Here is a 25,263-nt window from a genome sequence, read left to right as displayed (position 1 = left end):
CGCTTCCCCGCACGCCTGTGCAAGCTATTGTCTAACCTAGTTCAGTTTGGTAATTTCCCTGAAATCTTGGCCATCCAGCCACCGTCCAGCGCGAAGTCCGCTCGGGTGTGCGCCGGTTCGGCCGGGAGCCGGTATCAGGCAAGGGAGCCGAGAATGAGATCAGATCCGCGACGGCGCGGGACTTTGCTCATCCTGCTGTCGATCACCGCACTGCTGGCCGCCGCGTGCGGCGGCGGCAACGACAACAACGCCGAGTCCAAGGTCGTGCCCGCGTCGGCGGGCATGGAGGAGCTGGTCGCCGCGGCGAAGAAAGAGGGACAGGTCACTGTCTACTCGGCCCAGGATCTGACCGCTCTCAACAACCTCGCGAAGGCCTTCGAGGCCAAGTACCCGGGGATCGACGTCAAGACCGTCCGGGGCGTCGACGGTGACCTCGGGGTGAAGGTCGAGACGGAGTTCAACACCGGCAAGGGCATCGCCGACATGTACGTCAGCGCGAGCCTGTCCTGGGTGAAGCCGCAGGCCGAAGCCGGGCGGTTCCTGGCTCCGACCGGGCCGGAACTGACCGGCAAGGGCGACTATGACGCCAAGCAGTACCTCCACGACGGCAACTACTTCGAGACGAACTCCGCGGTGCTCACGTTCGGCTGGAACACCAAGCTCTACTCCAAAGGGCTGACCGACTACTCGGACCTGCTCGACCCGTCGCTCTCCGGCGGAAAGATCGGCGTCATCGAACCGACGGCGCCGTCGATCGTCGACTTCTACCTGTGGCTGGAGGAGACGTACGGCGCCGACTTCGTGAAGAAGCTGGCCGCCCAGAAGCCGCGCATCTACCCCAGTTCCCTGCCGATGGGCGAGGCGCTGCAGTCCGGCGAGATAGCCGCCGGCAGCTTCATAGCGCCGATCGCGCTGGAGCCCGCCAAGAAGAAGGGCGCGCCGGTCGACTACCGCATGCCGCCGGACGGCGCGTGGGGTGCCCGCTACTACGGCATGGTGCTGGAAAGCGCCCCGCACCCCAACGCCGGCCAGCTGTTGGCCAACTTCATGGTGACCGCCCAGGGCCAGGAGCTGATCACCCCTTCGGCCGGCTCGGTGCTGCCCAAGGTCCCCGGCACGGTGATCACCAACGACAAGGTACGGGTCCAGGATCCGGCCAAACTCACGCCGGATGCCGTGGCCGCGTACCAGAAGAAGTGGAAGTCCCTCTTCCAGTAGGGGCGGTGGGCATCGGCCACGGCCGACGCACAGCAGTGTGGGCACCCACGCCGACGGGTGCCCACTCACTCGATCTTTGGATGTGAGGAGTCCCCCGTGTCCCACGTGCGCATCGAGGGTCTGACAAAAAAGTTCGCCGGCAAGCCACCGGCGGTCGCCGTGGACGACTTGTCGCTGGAGATCGAGCCGGGCGAGTTCGTTGTTCTGCTCGGCCCGAGCGGCTGCGGGAAGACCACGACTCTGCGCTGTCTGGCCGGTCTGGAGACGCCCGACGAGGGACGTATCTCGCTGGGCGACCAGACGGTGCTGGATGTCCGCGGGAAGGTCAACCTCCCTCCGAACAAGCGCCGGATCGGGATGGTGTTCCAGTCGTACGCGCTGTGGCCGCACATGACGGTGCGCCGCAACATCGGATATCCGCTGCGGACCCGACGGGTGGCCCGCGAGCAGGCGCGCGGGCGGATCGAGGAGGCGGCGGAGCTCGTCGACTGCGCCGCCCTGCTCGACCGCTATCCGGCGCAGCTCAGCGGCGGCCAGCAGCAGCGGGTCGCCCTGGCCCGCGGCCTGGCCGCCCAGCCCGACCTGGTGCTCTTCGACGAGCCGCTGAGCAACCTCGACGCCCGGCTGCGTGACCAGGTGCGCGCCCAGCTGCACGAGCTGCACGCGCGACTGGGTTTCACCGCTGTGTTCGTCACCCACGACCAGAGTGAGGCGCTGGCGCTCGGCGACCGCCTGGCGATCATGAAGGCGGGGCGGATCGAGCAACTCGACACACCGGAGCGGGTCTTCGAGGAACCGGCCACCGAATACGTCGCCGGGTTCACCGGCATGTCGAACCGGCTTCCGCTCCGGCGGCGGGGCGAGGGATGGGTACTCGCCGGCCAACCGGGCGCCGACGGCCCCGCGAGCCTGGCAGTGCTCGGCGAGCTCCCGGTGACCCGCTCGCACAGCGAGGTCGCCGCCCGGCTGCGCCCCGACGACCTTCAGCTCTGTCCGGCCGAGGAGAAACCGCCGGCCCACGGCGTCGGCCTCGCGGCGGAGGTCGTCGACGCGCAGTTCGGCGGGCGCCACATGGACGTGGTCGTCGCGATCGCGGACAGCCGTCTGCACGCGCGGGCACCGCTGACCGGCAAGCCGTGGGCCCGGGGTCTGTCGCGCGGTCAGCGGGTGACCGCGTGGTTCGCCAAGGACGCGGCCATCTATTACGACGCCGACGGGGTACGGACGGCCGCGCACGCCCCCGCCGCCGCAGTGGGGGCGTGACGCCGTGGCCGCACCCGCCGTATCCGCCCCCTCCCCCGCGACGACACCGCCGCTCCCGGACCCACCGCACCCGACGGCGCTGACCCGTGTGCGGCGCCACCTTCCGCGGCTCGGCGCGCTCGCCTTCCTGGCCGCCATCGGCTACCTGGTGATCGCTCCGCTGGTGGGCCTGCAACGGCTGGCCTTCGAGGACGACGCCCGTGGCTACAGTGCGGCCTTCGACAACCCGGACATGGCCGGGACACTGCGCACGACGGCAGGTCTGGCACTGGGCTCGCTGACCATCGCCCTCGTCCTCGGCACGTTCCTGGCCTGGGCGGCGACCCGCCTGCCGCCCCGCCTGCGGCTGCTGCGCATACTGCCCGTCCTGCCCATCGTCATCCCCGCCGTGGCAGCGGTGACCGGCTGGGCGTTCCTGTTCTCGCCCCGCCCCGGCTACCTCAACGCGGCGCTGCGCAACCTGCCCTGGTGGGATCATCTCAGCGAGGGTCCCGTCGACATCTACACGCTGCCGTGGATCGTACTCATCACCGGCTTCGGACTGACCGCCTTCGTCTACCTGTTCGTCAGCGCCGGCTTCGGCAACATCAACGCGGAGCTGATCGAGGCGGCACAGGTCAGCGGATCGTCGGCCGCCGGGGTGTTCTTCCGGGTGACGCTGCCGCTGCTTCGCCCGACCCTGGTGTACGGCGGTTTCGTCGCGCTGCTGCTGGGACTCGGCCAGTTCACGGGACCGTTGCTGCTCGGCAGGAACAACGGCATCGACGTACTCACCACCGACATGTACGTCGCCGTGTCACAGAGTCCGGTCGACTACGGCAGGGCCGCCGCGATCGGCTCGCCGCTGCTGCTCTTCGGTATCGCCGTCGTTCTCTTCCAGAAGGTGATCCTCGGCGACCACAGCCGCTTCGTCACGCACGGCGGCAAGGCGTTCCGGTCCGGCGGACGGCCGTCGTGGGTGGCGGTCACCGGCATCGTCCTGTACGGCCTGGTGGCGCTGGCGCTGCCGCTGGGCGCGCTCCTGGTGGTGTCGCTCTCCGCCTTCTGGAGCGGGAAGATCGAACCGAGCGGGTTCACGCTCGACAACTTCCGGCGCGTGTTCCAGGAGTCGGGGATCACCGACGCCATCGTCAACAGCCTCATCACCTCGGTCATCTCCGTCGCCATCGCGCTGCCGCTCGGCTTCGTCGCCGCCTCGCTGCTGCTCAAGGGGCGCCGGTTCCGGATCATCCGGGCCGCGGTCGACTTCATCGTGGCGATGCCCCTCGGGATCCCCGCGGTGGTCTTCGGCGCCGGCTTCCTGCTGACGTACAGCCGTGAGCCGTTCATCCTGTACGGCACCCGAACGGTGATCGTCCTCGTCTACGTGACGCTGATGCTGCCCTTCGCCACCCGGATGCAGCTGTCCGGGATGGTGGCGCTCGGCGACACGTACGTGGAGGCGTCGCGGACCAGCGGGGCGGGCGCGCTGCGGACCAACACGGAGATCGTGCTGCCGCTGCTGCGCCCCACGCTCGCGGGAGCCGGAGCGCTGATGTTCGTGCTGCTCACCCACGAGTTCACCGCGTCACTGCTGGTACGAGCGCCCACGACGCAGGTCATGGGCACCATCCTCTTCGACTACTGGTCCAACGGCTCCTATCCGCTGGTCGCGGCCATCGCGCTCGTCATGACGCTGGTGACGTCGGCGGGCGTCTTCGTGGCCATGTCGGTCGCGGGCTCCGACATCTTCGAGAAGCTGTGAGCAGGAGCGGGGACAGGGGTAAGGGCATGGGCTCACTCGACAGCAGGAGGGTCCTCGTGACGGGCGCGGGTCAGGGCATCGGTCGGGCGATCGCCGTGGAGATGGCGCGGCAGGGCGCGGCGGCGGTCGCGGTCGCCGACCGGAACGAGGCGACCGCGAGCGGGACGGCCGACCTCGTACGCGCCGCCGGGACCGAGGCGGAAGCGATCGTGTGCGACCTGCGCGACCGCGACCACATCGAGGCGATGGTGGTCCGGACGGCGGAACGGTTCGGCGGACTCGACGTCCTCGTCAACAACGCCGGGGTGGTCGAATCCTCGTTGGTGGACCGGCCTGGTGACCGCGCGGTCGACACGCTGCCCGAACAGGTCTGGGACGCGGTCTACGAGGTCAACCTCAAGGCCGTCTGGCTCACGACGAAGTTCGCCGCGCCCCACCTGCGGCGCTCCACCCGCGGACCCTCGATCGTCAACACGGCGTCGGTGTCCGGGCTCACCGGTTTCCCCCTGGCCCCGGTCTACGGCACCACCAAGGCGGGCGTCGTCCACCTCACCAAGGTCACCGCAGTCGACCTGGCGCCGGTGCGCTGCAACTGCTTCTGCCCCGGCGTCATCGAGACGCCCCTGGCGCGGGACTTCTTCGAGGCGGCCGACGACCGCGACGCCATGGAACGGGAGCTGACCGCGCCGCAGCTCGTACGGCGGCTCGGACGGCCGGAGGAGGTGGCGAAGCTCGCCTGCTTCCTGGCCTCCGACGACGCCGCGTTCATCACCGGCGCCTCGTACGTCATCGACGGCGGGGCGCTGGCGTGGCGTGGGATCAGGGAGTGACCTCGTACCGCACCACGTACAGGATCGAGAGGGGCCGTATGGCCATCGAGTTCGACATCGACCGGGATGTCGCCGACATCGCGCGGCGGACCGCCGACTTCGTCCGCGACACCGTTCTGCCGGCGGAGGAGAACTGCCACGGGGACGTGCACACGGGTCCCGAGCCGCTGCGGCGGGACCTGCAGAAGGCGGCCCGCGCGGCGGGCGTGTTCGCCCCCCATGTACCGCGCCGCTGGGGAGGTCTCGGTCTGGATCTGCGTGGTCAGGCGGTCGTCTTCGAGGCCGCCGGATACTCGCTGTTGGGCCCTCTGGCCCTGAACTGCGCCGCGCCCGACGAGGGCAACACGCATCTGCTCGAAGCGGTCGCCACCGAGGAACAGAAGGCTCGCTTTCTCGCTCCCCTGGCGGCCGGTGAGACGCGGTCGTGCTTCGCGATGACCGAACCCTCCCCCGGTGCCGGCTCCGACCCGCGGGCGCTGGCCGCGACGGCGGTCCGCGTCCCGGGCGGATGGCGGATCAACGGCCGCAAGTGGTTCATCAGCGGCGCGGACGGGGCCGCGTTCACGATCTGCGTGGCGCGCACCAGCGGCGCACCCGGCGACCCGGGCGGGGCGACCATGTTCCTGATTGGCGCCGACAACCCGGGCATGAAGGTGGTCAGGAACATCGGCACCCTCGACCGGGGCCTGTTCGCCGGTCACAGCGAACTCGCCTTCGACGACTGCGAGGTGACCGACGACGCGGTGCTCGGCGAGGCCGACAAGGGCTTCGAGTACGCGCAGGTGCGTCTCGGGCCCGCCCGGCTGACCCACTGCATGCGGTGGCTCGGCGTGGCCCGCCGGGCGCAGGACCTCGCCCTGGACCGGGCCGCCCGGCGCACGGCCTTCGGCGGGCCGTTGGCCGAACTCGGAATGGTGCAGCAGCAGTTGGCCGATTCGGAGATCGACATCGAGACGAGCCGGGCGGTGCTCTGGCGTGCCTGCTGGGAACTCGACCAGGGCAGAGCCGGCGCCCAGTACACCTCCGTCGCGAAGACCTTCGTGTCCGAGGCCGTGGGCCGGGTCGTGGACCGCTCGGTGCAGATCTGCGGGGCGCTCGGCATCTCGGAGGACACACCGTTGGCCGCGCTCTACCGCGAGGTCCGGGCGTTCCGCGTCTATGACGGGCCGTCGGAGACCCACCGGTGGGCCATCGCCAAGCGCGCGGTCCGGGCCGCACGGGAGCGAGGAGGTGTGCGGTGACGGCGACCGGCGACGCCACCGTGGCCGGAGTGGACCTGCCCGCACTGCGGCGCTTCTTCGAGCGCGAGGTCCCGCAGTGCGCCGGCCCCCTGGACGTCCGCCTGCTGCTCGGCGGGCGTTCCAATCTCACGTACCTCGTGACCGACGGCACGCACCGCTGGGTGCTGCGCAGGCCGCCTCTGGGCGCGCTCACCCCGACCGCGCACGACATGGACCGCGAGTATCGCGTCATGGCCGCGCTCGCCGCCGCCGATGTTCCCGTGCCGCGGACCGTGCTCTCCTGCAAGGACGAGTCGGTGATCGGCGCGCCGTTCACCGTCGTCTCCTTCGTCGACGGCGAAGTGCTGCGGGACGTAGAACGTGCGGCCGGGCTGTCCGTAGAAGACGCGCGGCGGTGCTCCGAGGCGCTGGTCGACCAACTGGCCGCGCTGCACGCCGTCGATCCGTACGAGGTCGGGCTGGGCGGATTCGGGCGCCCGGCCGGGTATGTGGAGCGGCAGGTGCGGCGCTGGCGCGGCCAGTGGGGCCGGGTCGCCACCCGTGAACTGCCCGAACTGGACGCGCTGCACAGGAGGTTGGAACGCGGACTGCACGTGGTGCGGGACGACGGTGCCGCACCGGCGGTCCTGCACGGGGACTACCGGCTGGACAACGTCATCCTGAGCGCCGACGGCCCGGGGCGGATCGCCGCGATCGTCGACTGGGAGATGGCGGCCCTGGGCGATCCGCTCGCCGACCTCGGCCTGCTCCTCGTCTACTGGGACCCCGCGTGCGAGCCGGTCCTCGGCGGAGGGCATGTCCCGGCGGCCAACCCGGGCTTCCTGTCCGCACCCGAGCTGGCGGAACGGTACGCGGCACGATCCGGCCGCGATGTCTCCGCGCTGCCCTTCCACCGGGCCCTCGGGTACTTCAAGCTGGCCGTCATCGCGGAGGGCATCCACGCCCGCCATCTCGCCGGGCGGACCGTCGGCCCTGGCTTCGACCGGGTCGGCTCGGCCGTGCCAGCGCTGCTGCACTCCGGGCTGTCCGTCGATGTTCCGCGTATCTGAGAAGGGAAGTGAGGAGCGGTGACACAAGCCCGGCTCTCGGGAAGGGTGGCGCTGGTGACCGGTGCCACCGGAGGCATCGGCGAGGCGATCGTGCGACGGCTGGCCGCGGAGGACGCGACCGTCGTGGTCACCGATCTCGACGCGGACCGGTGCGAGAAGCTCGCCGGAGAGCTGCCGGGCGGTGCCCTGGGGCTGCGCCTGGACGTCACCGACGAGACGGCCTGGGAGACGGTCGTCGCCCAGGTGACCGACCGGCTGGGAAGCCTGTCGGTGCTGGTCAACAACGCGGGGATCGCCGCGATGGGCACGGTGGAGACCGAGACCCAGGAGACCTGGGACCGGGTGATCGGGGTGACGCAGACCGGCGTGTGGCTCGGCATGAAGCACGGCGGCCCGGCGATCGAGCGCTCCGGCGGCGGCTCCGTCGTCAACATCGCCTCGATCTTCGGCACGGTCGGCGGCTTCGGCGCCCAGTTCTCGTATCACGCGGCCAAGGGCGCCGTACGGCTGATGACCAAGAACGCCGCGCTGCACTGGGGCAAGCGCGGTGTGCGGGTCAATTCGCTGCATCCCGGATTCATCGAGACGCCCCTGTCCCGGGAGTTGTGGCGGGGCACGCCGCGGCTGACCGCGATGGTCGAGGGCACCCCGCTCGGCCGGCTGGGCACGACCGAGGAGGTGGCGGCCGCCGTGGCGTTCCTCGCCTCGGACGACGCGGCCTTCATGACGGGCTCGGAGCTCTACGTCGACGGAGGCTGGACCGCGCGCTGAGGTGCCCGCCGAGGCTACGCCGACGCGGGCGCCGGGACCGATGCGTGGTCGCCGTCGCCGGCGCCGGGGGCACACCGCGCGTACCGGTTGACGCCGTCCGCCGAGGCCCGGCTGACCCGGCCGCGGGCCACGAGGACGTCCAGGTGCGCCGCCGTCTCGTTGACGGCCAGCATCTGGTTGAAGGGGTTCAGGTCCTCGAAGGCCACCTTCCGCCGGGTCCATCCGAGCTCCCGGGCCACCGCGTGGGCGTCGAGGGTGCGTTCGCCGAGGACCGCGAGGGTCTCGCCGAGCCGGTCGTCGTGGTGGACCAGCAACTCCACGGCCCTGCGGTGGACGCTGTCGCCGACGGGTCCGTGCGCGGGCAGCAGTTGTGCGTCGGCGAGCGTGGTCATGAGGTGCAGTGAGGCGAGGTAGTCGCCCAGCGGCAGTCCGGGGCCGTCTCCCAGTTCGAAGCCGATGGACGGGGTGATGTGCGGCAGCACATGGTCCCCGGAGAACAGCAGCCCCCGGGCCTCGTCGAGATAGACGACATGGCCCCTGGTGTGGCCGGGTGTGGGCACCACGCGCAGGGTGCGGTCCCCGAAGCGCAGTTCCTCGGCGTCCAGCCAGCGGTCTGGCGCCTCCCACACGGCGGGGTCGAAGCCGCCGTGGTCCATCGCTTCGACACGGTCGGCCAGTTCCCCGGCCCCGGCCAGGCGCAGCGTCTCCAGCGATCCGAGGGGCCGGTCGGTGCGCAGCTCGCCGAGCAGCTCCAGGCCGCGCCGCTCGCCGGAGCCGAGGTAGACCTTGGAGCCGAGCAGGCGGCGCAGCTCGACTGCCTGGGTGTAGTGGTCGCGGTGGATGTGGGTGACCAGGATGTGGGTGATCTCGGCCAGGTCGTGGCCGAGACCGGCCAGGGCATCCTCCAGCGCCTTGCGGGACTCGGGGATCGACCACCCGCCGTCGATCAGCACCAGGCCGTCGTCCTCTTCCAGCACGTAGACGTTGACGGCCCGCAGCCCGTCCTCCGGCAGCGGGAGCGGTACGCGGTGCACTCCGGGCCGCACGGTCTGGGCTCCGCCCTGCGCCCACTGTCCACGGTCGAAACGGGTCGTCATACATCTCCCAGCTGAGGTGGTTCGGGTCACTCGCCGGACGGTCCCGGCGCGCCGGCAGCTGCCGCGGCGCCTCCCTGAGCGCTAGGTTCGGCGGAAAGCCGCGCGTACAGTTCGCGGACGAGTTCCCGGGCGCCCCCGCGGTCGAGCTTGCCGACCCGAGTCTGCGGCAACTCGCTCACAGTGAAGGCGAATTCGGGCCACTTGGCCTTGGACAGGCCGGTACGTTCCAGGTGTTCGGTGATCTCGTCGAGGATGAGGGCACCGCTGTCGTCCTCGGGGACGACGAGCACGGCCGGGCGTTCGCCGAGCAGGGGGTCGGGCACCGGTGCGACGCACACGCGGGCCACCTTCGGGTGGCTGGCGACGGCACGTTCGATCTCGGTGATGTCGAGGTTGCGGCCGCCGCGGATGATGACGTCCTTCTCCCGGCCCATGACGGTGACGGTGCCGTCGTGGTCGGTCATCAGCAGGTCACCGGTGGCAAGGAAACCGTCCGGGGTGAGGGCCGGCGGCTCCACCTCGCCGTCGCGAGCGTAGCCGAGGAAGAGGGAGGGGCCGCGGACCTGCGCGCGTCCCGTCTCCCCGGGCCCGAGGACGGACCCGTCGGCAGCGACGGCCCTCAGTTCGGTGCCGGGAAAGGGACGGCCGTCCCGGCCGAGTCTGATCTCCTCGGGGTCGTCTGGGCGCGGTGAGGTGTGCCCGAGACATTCGGACATGCCGAACACCCGCAGGATCCTCGTCCCGAGCGACCGCTCGGCGCGACCGAGTGCGCCCCGGTCCATGGGGCCCCCGCCCACCGTGATCGAGTGGACGCCTTCGAGCGCCCGCGCTCCCCCGGCCGCCGAACCCATCTGCAGGGCCATCGTCGGTACGCACATGGTCCACCGGGCTTCGTGCTCGGCCATCCGTGCGAGGGCGGCGCCGGGGTCCCACCGGCCCGTCAGCACCAGCGGCCCGGCGAGCATGAGGGACATGCAGACTCCGAAGCAGTACGCGGCGGTGGAGGACAGCGGGACGAGGGCCGCCACCGCGTCGCCGGGGCGCAGCCCGTTGATGTCGCGGGTGTGGGAGCAGGCGTAGCGCAGGGCCGTCTCCGACTGGACGACACCCTTGGGGCGACCGGTGGAGCCGGAGGTGAAGCCGATGACGGCGCCGCCGTTCCAGCGGGTGACGTCCCTCGGGCCGCGGGCGGACAGCACGGTCCAGCCGTCGAGGGCCTCGGCCGTGCGGCCCGTCGGCAGGCCCGGCCCGTGCCAATCCCGTAGCGCGGACGGCTCGGCGATGACGACGTCGGGCCGGATGTCGTCCAGGGCGGCCCGGAACTCGGCACCCGTGGTGTGCCGGTTCACCACGGCGAGTACGCCACCGGTCATTCCGGCCGCCAGGGTGGCCGCGACCGTACGCCAGGAGTTGTCGGCCTGCACCATGACCGTGCCGCCCGGCGTCCCGTCCGGGGTCATCGCCTCCGCCAGGGCGAGGGCGCGGTCGAGGAGCTCCCGCGCGGTGTGGCGGCCGTAGTCGTCGATGACGGCTGTGAAGTCGCCTTCGTCCGCACGCTGTTGGAACTCCCGCACTGTCTGTCGCATCCCGCTTCCCGCTTCCCGCTTTCTCGCCTCGTCGCGCGAAAGATGGTGGAACGTTGTGGAACGGTTCGGTCCGTCCGGTGGCGCGGCGGGATGGGTCGGCCCGCGTGCCTCAGCCCGCTCGCGTCAGCCCGCGTACATCTCCCGCTCATCGCCCATGACGGCGATCCGGCGGCCCCGCATGTCGCCGACCTGGGCGACGGCCGCCGCCCACTCGGGGCTGTCCAGGGCCTTGCGCAGGTCCTCGGCGGTGTCGAAACCGAGGACCGAGACCCCGTCCCATCCCTCGGAGCGCGGCTCCAGGGCCGCGTCGACGTCGGTGTGCCGCCAGGACCGCAGCCCCGGCAGCCGACAGGTCAGTTCGGCGTGTTCGCCCCGCCACCACTCGATGAACCGCTCATGGGTCCAGTCCGGCGGCCGCGAGGCCAGCAGGATGAGGTTGTACATGGCACCTCCCGGTGCGGGATGGGCGGAGAGAAGACGTCGTTCAGGAGAACCGGACGGCGGGCGAACGGCCGATGAGCAGCCGGCGGACCTTGCCCGACTCGTCGAGCCGCGCCGAGGCCATGAAGCTCGCCTCCGGCACTCCGGCCCGGCGGACCTCGCCGAGGAACAGTTCGTCGAGACCGTCGACGCCGGCGGCCAGCAGGTGATGGGTGCGAACACCCTGCTCGCGCTGCGCGAGGTAGCCCTCCATCTCGGCACGACCGCCATGGAAGTCCGTGGCGTCGTCGCCGCCGGTGGAGAAGAGGATGGAGAACGAGAAGTCGTCGCTGATCAGGTCGAGGATCCGGGACGCGTCGTCACTGTCCAGCAGCGCGAACCACGCGCGCAGGAAGGGTGCCGAAGGGCGCGATGCCGATTCCGAGTCGGGCTCCGGTGCCGGTTCTTGTGTCGCTGTGCCGGGCATCTGCTGTGGGCCTCCTGTCCCGTCAAGGCCGGTCGACCAGGTTGAAGGCAGGGGTGAAGAAGGACTGGTAGCGCGCCATCAGACCGGAGGGCGAGACGACGGCGGCCGACAGGAACGCGCCGGTCGGTGTGCCCGCGTCCACCACGAAGCCGTAGGCCGTCTCGAGGTCCTGGTCCACCGAGTACCGCACGATCTCGTGCACACGGTCCACGGCGCCCCGGCCGGCGATGTACGCGGCGAAGTCGGCCCTCGACTCCCCGGTTTTCTCGCCGTTGGGGAGAGCGATGAGGAACCGGAACCCGGGCTCCAGGAGCTCCAGGGCCTTCTCCGGATCCTGACCGTCCATCCTGGCCATGTACTCGCGAAGCACCATGGTCTCGCTCTCCCTCACCCGGACTTCAACCTGAGTTCAGTTCAGTTTGAATATAATGCGGGTGCTCCGCCCGAACAAGAGGCGGAGCACTACGGGCTACTCCCCGACCATCCGCACCACGCACCCCTCGATCAGGTCGCTGATCTCCTGAAGCGGGATGGCCCCGCTCGGGCGGTACCACCGCCATACGCTCACGATCATGCCGAGCACGGCCAGCCCGAGCATGTGGGCGTCGCGCACCGGGAACGCGCCCTTCGCCATGCCGCGCACCAGCAGGTTCGTCCAGTCCCGCTCCACCATCTGCACCAGCTGCCGCGCCGCGATGCGCTCGGCCTCCTCGCGCTTGGACTTCCGTGGCGTGGCGAGCAGCGACATGTTGGCCTGAAGTACGCGCATCTGCCGGATCTCCTGCTCCGACACGGCGAACGCCGAGCGGACCCCGGCCCGCAAGGCTTCGACGGGGTCCGGTTCATTGGCCGTCGCCTCGGTGAACATGTCGTGGGAACGCTGCAGCTCCAGACGCATGATGGTGAGCAGGCAGTGCGCCTTGGACTCGAAGTAGTGGTAGAGCGCCGTCTGCCCGATACCGACCCGATCGGCGACGTCGGACCACTTGGTGGTCTCGTAGCCGGTCTCGCCGAAGTACTCGACCGCGGCCTCCAGAATGGCCGCCCGCTTGGACCTGGGCCCCTGGTCCGGATCCACGATCCGCGCCCTCGCCATTGCCTCTCCCCTGCACTCCGCGACCGGTGCCCGCCACCGATCGGATGTCTGAGGGTAGACCTACTTGAACTCGGTTACGAATCAGGAAGGCGCCACGTATCGCCACGGAGCTGCACGACGTCCGCCTCCCCGACGGTCGCGGGGGCGCGGGCAACGGCGTAGTCCGGGCTGCGCTTGGTGAGAAAGGCGAGCACGCCCTCACGGCCCTCGGCCGAGACCGCCGCGTCGGCCAAGTGGCGGGCCTCCGCGTCGAGGTGTGCGTCGAGGCTCGCGGAGAGTCCCGCCGCGACGAGTCGCCGAGTGACCCCGAGCGCACTGGTGGCTCCCCGGGCGAGCGCCGCCGCCGTCTCCTCGGCAGCCTCGGCCAGCCGGTCGGCGGCGACGACCCTGCTGACCAGCCCCATCTCCGCCGCCTCGGGCGCCGTGATCCGCCGGTTGGTCAGCAGCAGGTCCAGTGCCCGCTTGGGGCCGACGAGCCGTGGCAGCGACCAACTGACCCCGGCGTCCGGGGAGTACCCGATGCCGGTGTAGGCGGCGACGAAGGTGGCGTCGGATGCCGCGAGGGTCAGGTCGGCCGCCGCCGCCAGCCCGAGACCGGCCCCCGCGACGGCGCCCTGCACGGCCGCCACCAGCGGCGCGTCCAGCCCGGCGAACACCCGCAGCGCGCCGTGCAGCGCGTCGGTGACCTCGGTGAGGTGCGCGGCGAGCCGGCCCCCGGGCAGCGCGGCGAACTCCCGCAGGTCGCCCCCGACACAGAAGGACCGCCCCCGTCCCGTGAGCAGCACCGCCCGTACGCCGTCGGTCCTCTCGCACGACCTGGCGGCCTCCAGCAGTCCCCTGGCCATGGCCAGGTCGATGGCGTTGCCCGCCTTCTCGCGGCACATCTCGACATGGGCCACCCCCGCCTCGTCGATGCCGAGGGTGACGCTCACCGCGCCGTCCATCCGCCGTCGACGGTGAGCACATGACCGGTGCAGTACGAGGAGGCGTCCGACGCGAGGAAGAGCAGAGCCCCGTCCAGCTCACCCGGTGCACCGCCCCGGCCCAGCATGGTTCCCCGTTCGACCCACCGGCGGGATCGGTCGTCCGCGAACAGATCCTCGGTCATCTCCGAGCGGAACCAGCCGGGGGCGAGGGCGTTGACCCGTATCCCTGCCGGCCCCCACTGACCGGCGAGTTCGCGGGTGAGCCCGATCAGGCCCGCCTTGGACGCGGCGTAGGACGCGCCTCCCAGCGGGGCCCCGGCGACCAGGCCCAGGACGGAGGAGACGTTCACGACGGACCGGCCCGGAGTGTCGGTGGACTCGGCCATCAGCCGGGCGAGGTGGAAGGGCGCCACCAGGTTCACCGCGAGCACGGCTGCGAAGTCCTCCGCGCTCTCGTCCTCGGCGCGTACGGATCCCGCACCGCCCGCGTTGTTGACCAGGACGTCGAAGCGTCCGGTGGCCGCGAGCGCGCTCTCGGCCAGCCGTACGCGGTCCGCGTCGCGCGAGACGTCGCAGGCAATCGGATGGATGCGCGGGTCGGCGTCGGCCAGTTCCTTCAGGCGGTCCAGCCGCCGGGCCGCGGCGAAGACGGTGGCACCCGCTCCGGCGAGTACCGCGGCGAACCGGGCGCCGAGGCCCGAGGACGCGCCCGTGACCACCGCCGTACGGCCGTGCAGGGAGAAGCGATCAGCCGCCGCGGTCACTCGTCCACCCCGATCGGCAGCACTGTGGCGCCGCCGTCCAGCACCAGCGTCTGGCCGGTCATCCAGGACGACGCGTCGGACGCCAGGAACAGCGCCGTGTTCGCCACGTCCTCGACCGTGCCCAGCCTGCGCAGCGGAAGCTTCGCGGTGAGGATCGGCTCCCTCGGCTCCCATACGGCCCTGGCGAGCTCGGTCTTGATCAGGCCGGGAGCGATCGCGTTCACCCGCACCCTTGGGCCGAGTTCGTAGGCGAGTTGCCGGGTCATGTGGAGCATCGCCGCTTTGGTGGCGTTGTACCAGCCGATGTGCGGGTCGACGATCAGCCCGCCGACGGAGGCGATGTTGACGACCGCGCCGCCGTGTTCGGACATCCAGGCACGCCAGGCGCAACGGGTCCAGGCGATCATGCCGTACTGGTTGACGCGTACGGTCTTCTCCGCGCGAGGCAGATCCAGATCGAGCAGGTCGCCCATGTACGGGTTGGTGGCCGCGTTGTTGACCAGGATGTCGACCCTGCCGAACCGGGCCATGGTCTCGGCGACGCAGTGCTCGGCGTCCTCGGGCTCGCCTGCGTTGGCGACCACCTCGTGGACGTCGCCGTCGCCCTTGAGCCGCAGCAGTTCCGCCCGGGCCTCGACGAGCCCGTCCGGTTTGCGGGCGGCGATGACCACATGGGCGCCCGCCTGCCGGTAGGCCGCGGCGATGCCGAGGCCGATCCCGCGCGAGCCACCGGTGATCACGGCGACCCGGCCGTGCAGGACCTGCGGTACCTGTCCGTTCACACCTGCTCCTTCGGGTACTTGGCCAGCTCCCGCCGGGCCACCGTGCGCAGATGGACCTCGTCCGGCCCGTCCGCGATGCGCAGCGCCCGGGTGATCGCGTACAGCCGGGCCAGCACGGTGTCGTCACTGACGCCCGCCGCGCCATGGGCCTGCACCGCCCGGTCCACCACCCGGTGCGCGACCTCCAGCGCGGCCACTTTGATCGCGGCGACCTCGGTACGGGCGGCGGCGTTGCCCTGGGTGTCCATGAGCCAGGCCGACTTCAGGACCAGCAGCCGTAGCTGCTCGATCTCGATGCGGCTGCGGGCGATCCATTCGCGTACGACGCCCTGTTCGGCCAGTGGTCCGCCGAAAGCGACCCGGCTCAGCGTCCGGCGGCACATCAGGTCGAGGGCTCGCTCGGCGAAGCCGACGGCGCGCATGGCGTAGTGCATCCTGCCGGGGCCGAGCCGTCCCTGGGCGAGGGCGAAACCCTCCCCCTCGCCGCCGAGGAGGTTACCGACCGGTACGCGTACGTCCTCGAAGAGCACGTCGCCGTGGCCGCAGCGGTCGGTGTAGCCGAACATCGGCAGGTCGCGCAGGACGGTGATGCCTGGGGTGTCGCGCGGGATCAGCAGCATGCTCTGCTGCCGGTACGTCTCCGCGTCCGGGTCGGCCACGCCCATGAGGATGATCAGAGCGCAGTCGGGGTCGAGGATCCCGGAGGTGTACCACTTGTGGCCGTTGACGACGTAGGAGTCGCCGTCGCGGGTGATCCGGGTGCGGATGTTGCGCGCGTCGGAACTGGCGACCTCGGGCTCGGTCATGGCGAAGCAGGACCGGATGTCGGCCGCCAGCAGGGGACGCAGCCAGCGGTCCTGCTGCTCGGGTGTGCCGTAGAGGGCGAGCAGCTCCATGTTGCCGGTGTCGGGGGCGGAGCAGTTGAACACCTCGGGGCCGATGACGGACCGTCCGGCGAGCTCGGCGAGCGGGGCGTATTCGAGGTTGGTGAGGCCGGCGCCCCAGTCGCCGTGTGCGAGGAAGAGGTTCCACAGGCCTTCGGCGCGAGCCTTTTCCTGCAACTCGCGCATGACGGCGGGTTGTTGGTGTGGGTTGTCGGTCTCGGCGAGCTGCCGGTCGTAGACGGCCTCGGCCGGGAGGACGTACTCCTCCATGAACGCGCCCATGCGCGAGTGCAGTTCCCGTGTCCTCGGGGAGAGCTCGAAGTCCATGCGTGTCGCTCCTTCAGCCGAGGATGTCCCGTGCCGCGCGCATCATCGCCGCGATGGTCGGTGGCAGCCGTTCCTGGTCAGGGTCGTGGTGTTTGCCCTCGCGGTGGCGGCGCAGATTGTGACCCATGATCGCGGCCATCTTGGTGCGGGCCAGAGCGCGGAACCAGTCGAAGTCGGGCGGGTCCGGGCGGCCGTCGAGGTAGGCCGCCAGCAGCTCGTCCTCGGTGGGCAGATCCGGGACCTCGCGGCCCAGTTGAGGGAAGTTGCGGTGGTCGGTGAAGAGCAGGAACCAGCCGAGGTCGGTACGCGGATCGCCGAGGCCCCAGATCTCCCAGTCGATGACGGCGGCGGGGCGCTCACCCACGCAGAGCACATTGCCCAGCCGGAAGTCGCCGTGGATCAGGGCCGGCGGCAGGCCCGTGGGTGCGGTGGCGGCGAGTCGGGCCAGCAACTCATCGGCCCCAGACCTCAGTTCGGCCGGTACGGCGCGCATGGTGCGACTCCACCGGTCGAGTTCGGCGGCCGGGTCGAGGGGCTCGGGCGCCCCCAGCCCGGCCGCCTCGGTCCGGTGCAGCCCACGCAGCACGCGCGCCAGCGCCAGCATCCTCGTACGGCACAGGCGCGGCTCGAGTCGGTGGTCGTCGAGGACGGGCTCGACCGCCTCGCCGGTCACGAACTCCATGGCGAACCAGGCGGGTTGGTGCTCGTCCACGGCGACGACACCCGGCACGGGCACCGAGCCGACGAGCGCGCGCAGGACCCGGGCCTGGCGCAGCACGTCGTTCCGGCCGACCGGCCGCTGCCCGGCAGGAACGGCCTTGACGACGTACGATGCGGGGCCCGCGGTGATGGAGTATGTGAGGCCCGAGTGACCGCCGGGCAGCGTCTCCAGGTCGCCGAGCGGCTCGCCGGGGTGGAGTTCGGCAAGCCGTTCGCGCACCCGACCGGTCAGTTCGGTCACCTCGGTGAGCGTGCTCAACGCGCGGCCTCCTTGGGCTTCTTGGCGTCCTCGACGTTCCTGGGCTCCCTGGGCAGTCCCAGCACCCGTTCGGCGAGGATGTTGCGCTGGATCTCGTCGCTGCCGCCCGCGATGCTGTAGCCGGGAGCGCCGAGCAGGTGCTCGGTCCAGGCGAAGGTGCCCCACTCCCCCGTGTCGGCGGCGAGGCGCGGCCCGAGCAGTTGCTGTACGAGGTCGGTGGTGGCACGCATGGTCGCGGTGGCATAGAGCTTGCCGACGGACGCCTCGGCGCCCGGCTCACGGCCGGCGACCAGTGCGGCCGTGACCCGCAGGCCGATGAGCCGCTGGACGAGGGTACGGACGAACAGGTCACCCGCCTGCTGCTGTTCCCCGCCGGTGAGCGGCCGGGGCAGGTTCCGTGCGAGGTCGAGGGCGCGGTCCGCGTTGTCCAGGCCGAGCGTGCCGGAGTCCAGCCGCTCGGCGGCGAGGACGGTGAGCGTCACCCGCCAGCCCTCGCCGACCGGACCGAGCCGGTCGGCGTCGGGGACCCGGACATCGTCCAGATAGACCTCGTTGAAGCTGCTCCCCCCGGTCATCTGCCGGATGGGTCGTACCGTGACGCCGGGGGCGTCCATCCGGACCAGGAAGACCGTGATCCCGGCGTGTTTGGGCGCCTCCGGGTCGGTGCGGCAGACGGCCACTCCCCAGGTGGCGACCCGGGCGCCGGACGTCCAGACCTTGTGGCCGCGCAGCACCCAGCCGTCACCGTCGGCGTCACGGACCGCCTTGGTGCGGACGGCGGCGAGGTCGGAGCCCGCCTCGGTCTCGGAGAAGAGCTGGCAGGCGAGTTCGTCGGTACGGAGCATGGGCCGCAGCCAGCGCCGCTTCTGCTCCTCGGTGCCCCAGATACGGATCGCCGGTGCCACGAGCTGCTGCGTCACGGGGAAGATCTCGGTGCGCCGGGGCACGTCGAAGGAGGCCTCCTCGGCGCGGTACAGCTGCTCGTAGTACGCGGGCAGGTCGCGGCCGCCGTACTCCCCTGGCCAGCCGAGGGCGCCCCAGCCCTGGTCGTGGCGGGTGCGCTCCCATACGCGGATGCGCTCGGTGTGTGCCCGTTCCTCGTCCTCGGACCAGTTCTCGAACACGGCCACGGAGTCGTCACCGCTGGCCCACTCCTGTCCCCGGGGGCCTCGGTGGTCCGCCACGCCCGACAGCCAACGGCGGGCCTCGGTCCGGAACTCCTCGGGTGTCAGCACCGGTTGAGGTACCGGGTTCGTATGTGTCATCTCCCTCCTCTCCCTTCCGTTCAGCGAGTCAGCACGGTGCACGCGCTGACGCCCGGTGCGCCGTAGACATGGGTGAAGCCGGTGCGCGGGCCGCCCGGTACCTGGCGTTCGCCCGCGCGGCCGCGCAACTGCTGGACGATCTCGTGCACCTGGCGCAGCCCGGAGGCTCCGATGGGCTCGCCGTTGGCGATGCAGCCGCCGTCCGTGTTGACCGGTAGCGCACCGCCGACCGCGGTCGCGCCCGACGCGATCAGCCGTTCCTGCTCGCCGTGTTCGCAGAATCCGCACTCGGCCATGTGCATCACCTCGGCGCCGCTCTCGGTGTCCTGGAGCTGGCACACGTCGATGTCGCCAGGGCCGGCCCCGGCCTCCTCGAAGGCGGCCCTCGCGGCATCCGTACTGACACTGCTCGGCGTGCCGCCGGGCGCCGAGGGGCTGAACACCTCGAAGGAGCCGAACCGCCGGGTGCGCACGACCGCCGCGCGCAGGGCGACCGGGGTGGCGCCACCGCCCAGCTCCCGCGCGACCGCGCGGTCGCACAGCACCAGGGCGACCGCGCCCTGCCCCGGCGAGCAGAACATGTAGCGGGTCAAGGGGTCGTTGACCATGCCCGAGGCCAGGATCTCGTCCGCGTCCAGCGGCTTGCGGCGCCAGGCGTACGGGTTGCGGACCCCGTTGGCGTACGCCTTCTCGGCGACCAGGGCGAGGGTGCGCGGGGTGATGCCGTGGTCGTACATGTACCGCTGGATCTTCATGGCGAAGAACTGGGTGGTCACCATGAGGCCCTCGCTGCCGTACGCCTCGTCCAGTCCCCAGTCGGCGGGCCGCGGGTCGAACGCTCCGCGCGGGTGCTTGTCGAAGCCGACGGCGAGGGCCACGTCCGCCGCGCCGGATCGGATCGCGTTGACGGCGGACACCAGGACGCTGCCGCCGGTGGCGCAGCCGTTGCGGACATTGACGAACGGCAGTCCGGTCAGGCCGAGCCGGGTGACCAGGGTGTCGGCGTTCCCGGCCGCGTCGCTGCCGCCGAACGCCGCCCGCACCCGGGACCACGGCAGCCCGGCGTCGGCCAGTGCGGCGGTCACGGCCTCCACCGCGAGCTGCCTCCCCGTGGCCTCCGACCGGCCGAACGGGGTGATGCCGACGCCGCAGACGAGGACGTCGGTGGAGCTGACCGTGCTCCGGGCGGCACTTCCGCTTCCGGCGTCCGTTCCGCTCACGTCGCCTCCCCTGCCGGGTCCGGCAGCGCGCGCGGCACGCCGTCGCCCGCCGTGATGGTGACCGGCATGCCGATCCTCAGCTCCTCGGGCCGCACGCCGTCCAGCGCTGCCAAGACCCGTACGCCTTCGGTCAGTTCGACGTAACCGACGGCGAACGGCCGGAATCCGCCCTCAGGCATCGCATACGGCGGCGACTTGGGCGCATATCGCTGCACGGTCCACGTCCACACGGTGCCCGTACCGGACAGGACCACCGGTACGGCCCGCCCTCCGCAGCTCGGGCATGCGGGGTCCGCCGGGTAAACGGCGACCTCACAGCTCGGGCAGCGGGACCCGTGCAGCGGGCGACCGGACAGGGCCCCGGCCTGGAACGTGACGCCCGGGGACGGGTTGGCTCCGGGCATCGCCGTCAGCGCCCCTTCCACTTCGGCTCGCGCTTCTCCAGGAACGCGGAGACGCCCTCGGCCGCGTCCTCGGAGTTGAGCATGACGCCGACGGCCAGGTGCTCCATGACCATCAGCGACTGGATGTCCGCGTCGAGGCTCCGGTCGATGGTCATCTTGGTGATCCACATCGTGAACGGGCTCTTGTCGATGAGCTGGCCGGCGAACTCCTCCACCGTCGCGTCCAGCTTGTCCGCCGGCGCGGAGGCGTTGATGAGGTCGAACTCCGCGGCCTCCACGCCCGTCAGGAGCTTGCCCGTGAGCATGAGCTCCTTGGTCTTGCGGACACCGATCATCCGGGGCACCCGGTAGATCGGGCCGGCGCCGCCGAACAGCGCGCGGCGGATGTGGAAGTCGCCGATCAGGGCGTCGTCCGCGGCGATCGCGAAGTCGCAGGAGATCATCAGCTCGAACCCGCCCGCCGTCACGTGCCCTTCGAGCACCGCGATGGACGGCGTCTTCATCGAGTACAGCCGGTCGCACACCTTCGCGGACAGCACGGCGACATCGATGGCGGTGGAGCTGCCGATGAAGTCGGCCTTGAGGCTGTCCAGGTCGAACCCGGAACAGAAGGTGTTGCCGCGGCCGCGCAGGATCAGCACACGCAGGTCGGGATCGGCGTCGACCTCGGTGATGATCTCGTCCAGCCGATTCAGGATCGGCACGGTCACGCAGTTCTTCTTGTGCGGTCGGTTGAGCCAGACGCGAGCCACATGACCGTCTCGCTCGAACTGGATCTCGTCTTCGACAGCCATCCGACCTCTCCTTTGATTGAACCGACTCTAACTGAACTGAATTCATTTAGATTCTCGGGCCGGACCGATGTGCTGTCAACCACTCGCACCACACGGCCGCCAGGAGCTGCTGGCCGGGGACTCAGTCCGGACGCCCGGTGAGGCCGAGGATCCCGGCCAGCCGGACACGGTGGTCGTCCGCCGTACCGAACAGCGTCTCGTCGGCCCGCGCCCTGCGCACGCAGAGATGAGCCGGGTGCTCCCAGGTGAAGCCGATCCCCCCATGGAGCTGCACATATTCCGCCGCTGCCCGCCGGTAGGCGGTGGAGCACGCCACCGCGGCAGCGCTCGCCGCCACCCGCAGTTCCCCCGCGGCCCGGTCCGCGAGGCAGGCGGTCGCGTACCCGGACGCCGACCTGGCCGCCTCGACCTCGACCAGCAGATCGGCCAGACGGTGCTTGACCGCCTGGAACGACCCGATCGGTCGCCCGAACTGAGTTCGGTGTGACACGTACTCCACTACGGCGTCCAGTGCGTGGGCGCAGCCACCGAGCTGCTCGGCGGCCAGTGCCGTCCGCCCGGCATCCAGCACGGCGTCGACGATCCCGGGAACCCCTCCCGCATCCCCGACCGGTTCGGCGGGTGTCCCCCGGAAACGGACCAGCGCCTGACGACGCGTGAGGTCCAGCACCCGCCGCGCAGTGCGGTCGCAGCCGTCGGCATCCGGCTCACAGGCGAACAGCCGCGGACCGTCCGGAGCCCGGGCCACCACCAGGACCAAACCGGCCCCCTCGCCGTCGGGCACGAAGTCCGCCTCACCGCGCAGCAGCCAGCCGTCCGGCCCGCGTTCGGCGGTGACCTGCGCGCTGTGCAGGAACCCGGCGACGGTCGCGGTGAGGGCGCCCGTGGCGATGCCCGGCAGCCAGCGTTCGCACGCCCGCCGGTCGCCGCTGGCCAGCAAGGCGTGCCCGGCGAGTACGACGGTCGGGAGCAGCGGCGCGGGACACAGGACGCGGCCGGTTTCCTCCAAAGCCACGGCGAGTTCGGCGAAGGAGTAGCCGGCTCCCCCGTACTCCTCGGGCAGTGCGAGACCGTGCACGCCGATCTCGCCGGCGAGCCGCTCCCAGAGCACCTGGTCGTAGCCGCGCGGGCCGTCCGTCTGCTTGCGGACCTCCTCGGGCCCGCAGGTCTCTGCCAGGAACTCCCGCAGTACGTCACGCAGTTGCCGTCGTTCGTCCGTCTCTCGCAGCAACGCCGGATCGACATCGAGCCGGAACATCAGGGCCTCCCGCAGGGCAGTCATGTGTTGTCCCCCGGTCCGCGGTGCGGACCCGGTCGCCGCACTGGAGCCGCTCGCTATGCCGTAAAACGGCCGCCGTTGGCGAGCAGCACCGCGCCTACGAGGTTCGCCGCCTCGTCGCTCGCCAGGAACAGTGCGATGTCGGCGATCTCCTCCGGCGTGGCATACGGCCGCACACGGGGGTCGGCGAAGCCCTTCCGCAGCACCTCGGGGGTGTTGGCGGCCATGGCGGTCTCGGTAGGGCCGGGGGCCACCGTGTTGACACGCACGCCGAACGCGATGGCCTCCTTCGCGACGGACTGGCTGAGCGCCTGCACGCCGGCCTTCGAAGCCGCGTAGTGCGGATAGCCGGTGAGCGCGTCGAAGGCCGCGGAGGAGCCGAAAGTGACGACGGCTCCCGACCGGTTGGGCCGCATCGCGCGCAGGGCGGCGCGCAGGACGTGGAAGGTTCCGTCCAGATTGATCCGCAAGACGCGTCGCCACGCCTCGACACCCAGGCGGGTGGTGACTTCGGGCGGTCGCCCGGCAACGACCGCGTCGGCCAGCCACTGCTTCACGGTGGGGTCGTCGACGCCCGCCGCGTGCACCACCACGTCCAGCCGACCGTGAGCCCGTACGACTTCCTCGACCGCCCGATCGACTTGTCCGGCGTCCGCCACGTCGAGAGGCACCGCATGGCCTCCGGCCATCCCTTTCGCCACCGACTCGGCCGCCGGACCGTCGATGTCAGCCGCGACGACGGCGCCTGCGCCCTGAGTGGCCAGTCCGCGGGCGACCGCCGCACCGATGCCGGAGCCCGCGCCGGTGACCAGCGCGACCCGCCCCGCGAAACGGCCGTACTCCGCGACTTCGTCGCCCATCCGAGCCACCGCCTCACCCCGGTATTGAACTGACTTCATTTTTGCTATCGTGGCCCGCATGTCAACAGACAGTACCGGGAGGGCGGGATGCGAGCGGTCCGGCTGACGCACTGGGGCGGCCCACCGGTGGTCGCCGAAGTGGAACGACCCACACCCAGGGGCGAAGAGGTCCTGGTGCGGGTCGAGGCTGCGGGGCTGTGCGGCTCCGACCTGCATGTCATCTCCGCGGGGCCCGGCGCGCTGCCCTACCTGACGCCCTTCACCCTCGGGCACGAGGTCGCCGGCCGGGTGGCGGAGCTGGGCCCGGACGCCACCGGGCCACGGACCGGAGAGCGCGTGGTGGTCTACGGCCCCTGGGGCTGCGGGTGGTGCGGCCACTGCTCGGCCGGGGCGGAGAACTACTGCGACCGCCGCTCCGCGCTGGACGCGGCCCACACCGGGACCGGGGCCGGACTCGGGCGCGACGGCGGCCTGGCCGACTTCCTGCTCGTACCGTCCGGACGTCTGCTCCTGCCGGTGGGCGACCTCGATCCCACCCAGGCGGCCCCGCTGTCCGACGCCGGACTCACCTCCTACCACGCCATCGCCGGAATCCGGCATGCTCTCGGCGAAACCGAGGGCGGCGGCGTCGGCGCGAGTGTGGTCGTCGTCGGCATCGGCGGCCTGGGTCATCTGGCGGTCCAGATCCTCCGCGCCACCACCTCCGCGCAGGTGCTCGCGGTGGACGTACGGGAGGAGGCGATCGCCCTGGCCACCGACCGCGGCGCGCACTTCGGCACGGTGGCACGCACGGACACCGCCGACGTCCTGCGGAAACGGGCCGGCGGCGCGGGTGTGGACGCCGTGCTCGACTTCGTCGGCACCTCCGCCACACTCCGGTTGGCGGTGGACACCCTGCGGGCGGATGGAGAACTCGCCCTCGTCGGCAGCGGCGGCGGGGAACTGACGGTCCGCAAGCCGGGGGCACTCCCTCCGGGACTGCGGATCTCACTGCCGTTCTGGGGCACGCGTCCGGATCTGGAACAGGTCGTCGCGCTCGCGCGCTCAGGAACCGTCAGGGTGGAGACCGAGCGGTTCCCGCTGTCCCGCGCGCCGGAGGCGATCGAAACGCTGCGCTCCGGTGGGGTACGGGGGCGCGCCGTGCTGGTACCCGAATGACGCGGAGCCAAGCAAGCCTCTACATGAGCTGAATTCAAGTCTGGCACGCCCATCTGCCGCGTTGTCGTCGGTTGTCGACGCCCTCCTCCGCCTTGCAGCTGGACGGACGCACCAGACCCCGCTCACCCTCGCTCATGGGTCGCCGCCGTTTTCCTGCGACCTGATCCGCCGGACAGGCCCTGGGCAGTGCCCTCGACCCCGGCCCTGCCGGGTCTGCTGCCGGGCTCATCGGACTCGTCGCGGAGACGGGACGGCCTGCTGTCGACGTCTCGCCGTCCGCGCCGAGCGGTGACCTACGGCCGCGGAACGTTGCGCAGGTTGGCCCTGGCCAGATCGAGCATCTTCCCCACGCCCCCGTTGAGCACCGTCCTCCGGGCCGAGAAGGCGAATCCCTTCACCTGTTCGCCGGAGATGTGCGGCGGAATCGACAGTGCGTTGGGGTCGGTGACCAGGTCCACCAAGCACGGCCCGTCGTACGACAGCGCCTCCCGCAGGCCTTCGCGGATCTGCCCGGGCTTCTCGATGCGGATCGAGTGGATTCCGACCCCCGCAGCGATGGCGGCGTAGTCCACCGGCTCATGGTCGGTCTGGTAATCGGGCAGGCCGTCGACGGAAGGGCGTTGGCCATGGTGCCGTGCAGGAACGAACCGATCACGCGGCGGCGGCCGTTGGGCGTGATGTAGCGGGCGGCCCACACGTTGCACATGCCGGTGTCGACGCCGTACTAGGGCCTGTGTGACGTCGTGATCAATCTTGCTGACCCGGATCCGCATGGAAGGCGGATCCGGTAGGAAGTCGGTCGTGACGCGTAGGCAACTC

At 71.1% G+C, this 25,263-nt stretch carries 25 protein-coding genes and 1 pseudogene; 8 read left to right on the top strand and 18 right to left on the bottom strand.

Annotated elements, in window-relative coordinates; translation table 11 throughout:
* The first annotated feature begins 153 nt into the window (after positions 1-153).
* The 7 genes from ABT063_RS40415 to ABT063_RS40385 all read left to right on the top strand — a co-directional run bounded on the left by ABT063_RS40415 (position 154) and on the right by ABT063_RS40385 (position 8,116).
* Positions 154-1,218, top strand: a complete 1,065-nt coding sequence (locus ABT063_RS40415; protein ID WP_351065814.1) for an ABC transporter substrate-binding protein — start codon at positions 154-156, stop codon at positions 1,216-1,218.
* A gap of 96 nt (positions 1,219-1,314) precedes the next feature.
* The gene (locus ABT063_RS40410; RefSeq protein ID WP_351065813.1) at positions 1,315-2,481 is read left to right on the top strand and encodes an ABC transporter ATP-binding protein; all 1,167 of its coding nucleotides are present in this window, start codon (positions 1,315-1,317) and stop codon (positions 2,479-2,481) included.
* 4 nt (positions 2,482-2,485) lie between these two features.
* Positions 2,486-4,225 (top strand): ABC transporter permease, encoded by a 1,740-nt coding sequence (locus ABT063_RS40405; protein WP_351065811.1) that lies wholly within the window; start codon positions 2,486-2,488, stop codon positions 4,223-4,225.
* A 26-nt stretch (positions 4,226-4,251) separates the two neighbouring features.
* On the top strand, positions 4,252-5,055 hold the full coding sequence (locus ABT063_RS40400) for an SDR family NAD(P)-dependent oxidoreductase (RefSeq protein WP_351065810.1): 804 nt from the start codon (positions 4,252-4,254) through the stop codon (positions 5,053-5,055).
* A gap of 38 nt (positions 5,056-5,093) precedes the next feature.
* Positions 5,094-6,296: an acyl-CoA dehydrogenase family protein gene (locus tag ABT063_RS40395; RefSeq protein ID WP_351065808.1), complete on the top strand. Its 1,203-nt coding sequence runs from the start codon at positions 5,094-5,096 to the stop codon at positions 6,294-6,296.
* Positions 6,293-7,345, top strand: a complete 1,053-nt coding sequence (locus tag ABT063_RS40390; protein ID WP_351065806.1) for a phosphotransferase family protein — start codon at positions 6,293-6,295, stop codon at positions 7,343-7,345. Before ABT063_RS40395 ends, ABT063_RS40390 begins: the two co-directional genes overlap by 4 nt.
* A gap of 18 nt (positions 7,346-7,363) precedes the next feature.
* A complete protein-coding gene (locus tag ABT063_RS40385) occupies positions 7,364-8,116 on the top strand; it encodes an SDR family NAD(P)-dependent oxidoreductase (protein ID WP_351065804.1) in 753 nt (250 codons plus the stop codon).
* Between the two features lie 14 nt (positions 8,117-8,130).
* Here the strand turns inward: ABT063_RS40385 and ABT063_RS40380 are convergent, their stop codons facing one another.
* From ABT063_RS40380 to ABT063_RS40300, 17 genes are all read right to left on the bottom strand, one after another.
* Positions 8,131-9,213 carry an MBL fold metallo-hydrolase gene (locus ABT063_RS40380; protein WP_351065802.1) on the bottom strand — a complete coding sequence of 361 codons (1,083 nt, stop codon included), beginning with the start codon at positions 9,211-9,213 and terminating at the stop codon, positions 8,131-8,133.
* Positions 9,214-9,239: 26 nt separating this feature from the next.
* Entirely contained in the window at positions 9,240-10,799 is a 1,560-nt protein-coding gene (locus ABT063_RS40375) for a class I adenylate-forming enzyme family protein (protein WP_351065800.1), read from the bottom strand.
* 123 nt (positions 10,800-10,922) lie between these two features.
* Entirely contained in the window at positions 10,923-11,243 is a 321-nt protein-coding gene (locus ABT063_RS40370; protein ID WP_351065798.1) for an EthD family reductase, read from the bottom strand.
* 40 nt (positions 11,244-11,283) lie between these two features.
* Positions 11,284-11,706 (bottom strand): nuclear transport factor 2 family protein, encoded by a 423-nt coding sequence (locus ABT063_RS40365; protein ID WP_351065796.1) that lies wholly within the window; start codon positions 11,704-11,706, stop codon positions 11,284-11,286.
* 22 nt (positions 11,707-11,728) lie between these two features.
* On the bottom strand, positions 11,729-12,079 hold the full coding sequence (locus tag ABT063_RS40360; RefSeq protein ID WP_351065794.1) for a nuclear transport factor 2-like protein: 351 nt from the start codon (positions 12,077-12,079) through the stop codon (positions 11,729-11,731).
* A 96-nt stretch (positions 12,080-12,175) separates the two neighbouring features.
* Positions 12,176-12,802: a TetR/AcrR family transcriptional regulator gene (locus tag ABT063_RS40355; RefSeq protein ID WP_351065792.1), complete on the bottom strand. Its 627-nt coding sequence runs from the start codon at positions 12,800-12,802 to the stop codon at positions 12,176-12,178.
* Positions 12,803-12,876: 74 nt separating this feature from the next.
* Complete coding sequence (locus tag ABT063_RS40350) at positions 12,877-13,734, bottom strand: enoyl-CoA hydratase-related protein (protein ID WP_351065791.1); 858 nt, start codon at positions 13,732-13,734, stop codon at positions 12,877-12,879.
* Entirely contained in the window at positions 13,731-14,492 is a 762-nt protein-coding gene (locus ABT063_RS40345) for an SDR family NAD(P)-dependent oxidoreductase (RefSeq protein WP_351065789.1), read from the bottom strand. Before ABT063_RS40345 ends, ABT063_RS40350 begins: the two co-directional genes overlap by 4 nt.
* Positions 14,489-15,274 (bottom strand): SDR family oxidoreductase, encoded by a 786-nt coding sequence (locus tag ABT063_RS40340; RefSeq protein ID WP_351065788.1) that lies wholly within the window; start codon positions 15,272-15,274, stop codon positions 14,489-14,491. Before ABT063_RS40340 ends, ABT063_RS40345 begins: the two co-directional genes overlap by 4 nt.
* Positions 15,271-16,485, bottom strand: a complete 1,215-nt coding sequence (locus ABT063_RS40335) for an acyl-CoA dehydrogenase family protein (RefSeq protein ID WP_351065786.1) — start codon at positions 16,483-16,485, stop codon at positions 15,271-15,273. Before ABT063_RS40335 ends, ABT063_RS40340 begins: the two co-directional genes overlap by 4 nt.
* Positions 16,486-16,498: 13 nt before the next feature.
* On the bottom strand, positions 16,499-17,464 hold the full coding sequence (locus ABT063_RS40330; RefSeq protein WP_351065784.1) for a phosphotransferase family protein: 966 nt from the start codon (positions 17,462-17,464) through the stop codon (positions 16,499-16,501).
* Entirely contained in the window at positions 17,461-18,729 is a 1,269-nt protein-coding gene (locus ABT063_RS40325) for an acyl-CoA dehydrogenase family protein (protein ID WP_351065782.1), read from the bottom strand. Before ABT063_RS40325 ends, ABT063_RS40330 begins: the two co-directional genes overlap by 4 nt.
* A 20-nt stretch (positions 18,730-18,749) precedes the next feature.
* Positions 18,750-19,949, bottom strand: coding sequence for a thiolase family protein (locus tag ABT063_RS40320; RefSeq protein ID WP_351065780.1), 1,200 nt, complete (start codon positions 19,947-19,949; stop codon positions 18,750-18,752).
* Positions 19,946-20,353, bottom strand: a complete 408-nt coding sequence (locus tag ABT063_RS40315) for a Zn-ribbon domain-containing OB-fold protein (protein ID WP_351065778.1) — start codon at positions 20,351-20,353, stop codon at positions 19,946-19,948. The genes ABT063_RS40320 and ABT063_RS40315 overlap by 4 nt, the downstream gene beginning before the upstream one ends.
* A 5-nt stretch (positions 20,354-20,358) precedes the next feature.
* The gene (locus tag ABT063_RS40310; RefSeq protein WP_351065776.1) at positions 20,359-21,147 is read right to left on the bottom strand and encodes an enoyl-CoA hydratase/isomerase family protein; all 789 of its coding nucleotides are present in this window, start codon (positions 21,145-21,147) and stop codon (positions 20,359-20,361) included.
* A 121-nt stretch (positions 21,148-21,268) separates the two neighbouring features.
* On the bottom strand, positions 21,269-22,429 hold the full coding sequence (locus ABT063_RS40305) for an acyl-CoA dehydrogenase family protein (protein ID WP_351065774.1): 1,161 nt from the start codon (positions 22,427-22,429) through the stop codon (positions 21,269-21,271).
* Between the two features lie 53 nt (positions 22,430-22,482).
* Positions 22,483-23,325, bottom strand: a complete 843-nt coding sequence (locus ABT063_RS40300) for an SDR family NAD(P)-dependent oxidoreductase (protein ID WP_351065772.1) — start codon at positions 23,323-23,325, stop codon at positions 22,483-22,485.
* Between the two features lie 48 nt (positions 23,326-23,373).
* Between ABT063_RS40300 and ABT063_RS40295 the strand changes: the two genes are divergently transcribed.
* On the top strand, positions 23,374-24,444 hold the full coding sequence (locus tag ABT063_RS40295; RefSeq protein ID WP_351065770.1) for an NAD(P)-dependent alcohol dehydrogenase: 1,071 nt from the start codon (positions 23,374-23,376) through the stop codon (positions 24,442-24,444).
* 293 nt (positions 24,445-24,737) lie between these two features.
* On the opposite strand, the pseudogene ABT063_RS40290 reads toward ABT063_RS40295, so the two are convergent.
* Positions 24,738-25,168, bottom strand: a pseudogene (locus ABT063_RS40290) (thiamine pyrophosphate-dependent enzyme); the annotation flags it as partial.
* Positions 25,169-25,263: the final 95 nt, after the last annotated feature.

This window comes from Streptomyces sp. NPDC002838 (assembly GCF_040295365.1).
In the GTDB taxonomy this organism is placed as follows: Bacteria; Actinomycetota; Actinomycetes; order Streptomycetales; family Streptomycetaceae; genus Streptomyces.
Note: the sequence above shows the minus strand (reverse complement) of the source record. Positions and strands in the feature narration are given on the sequence as shown.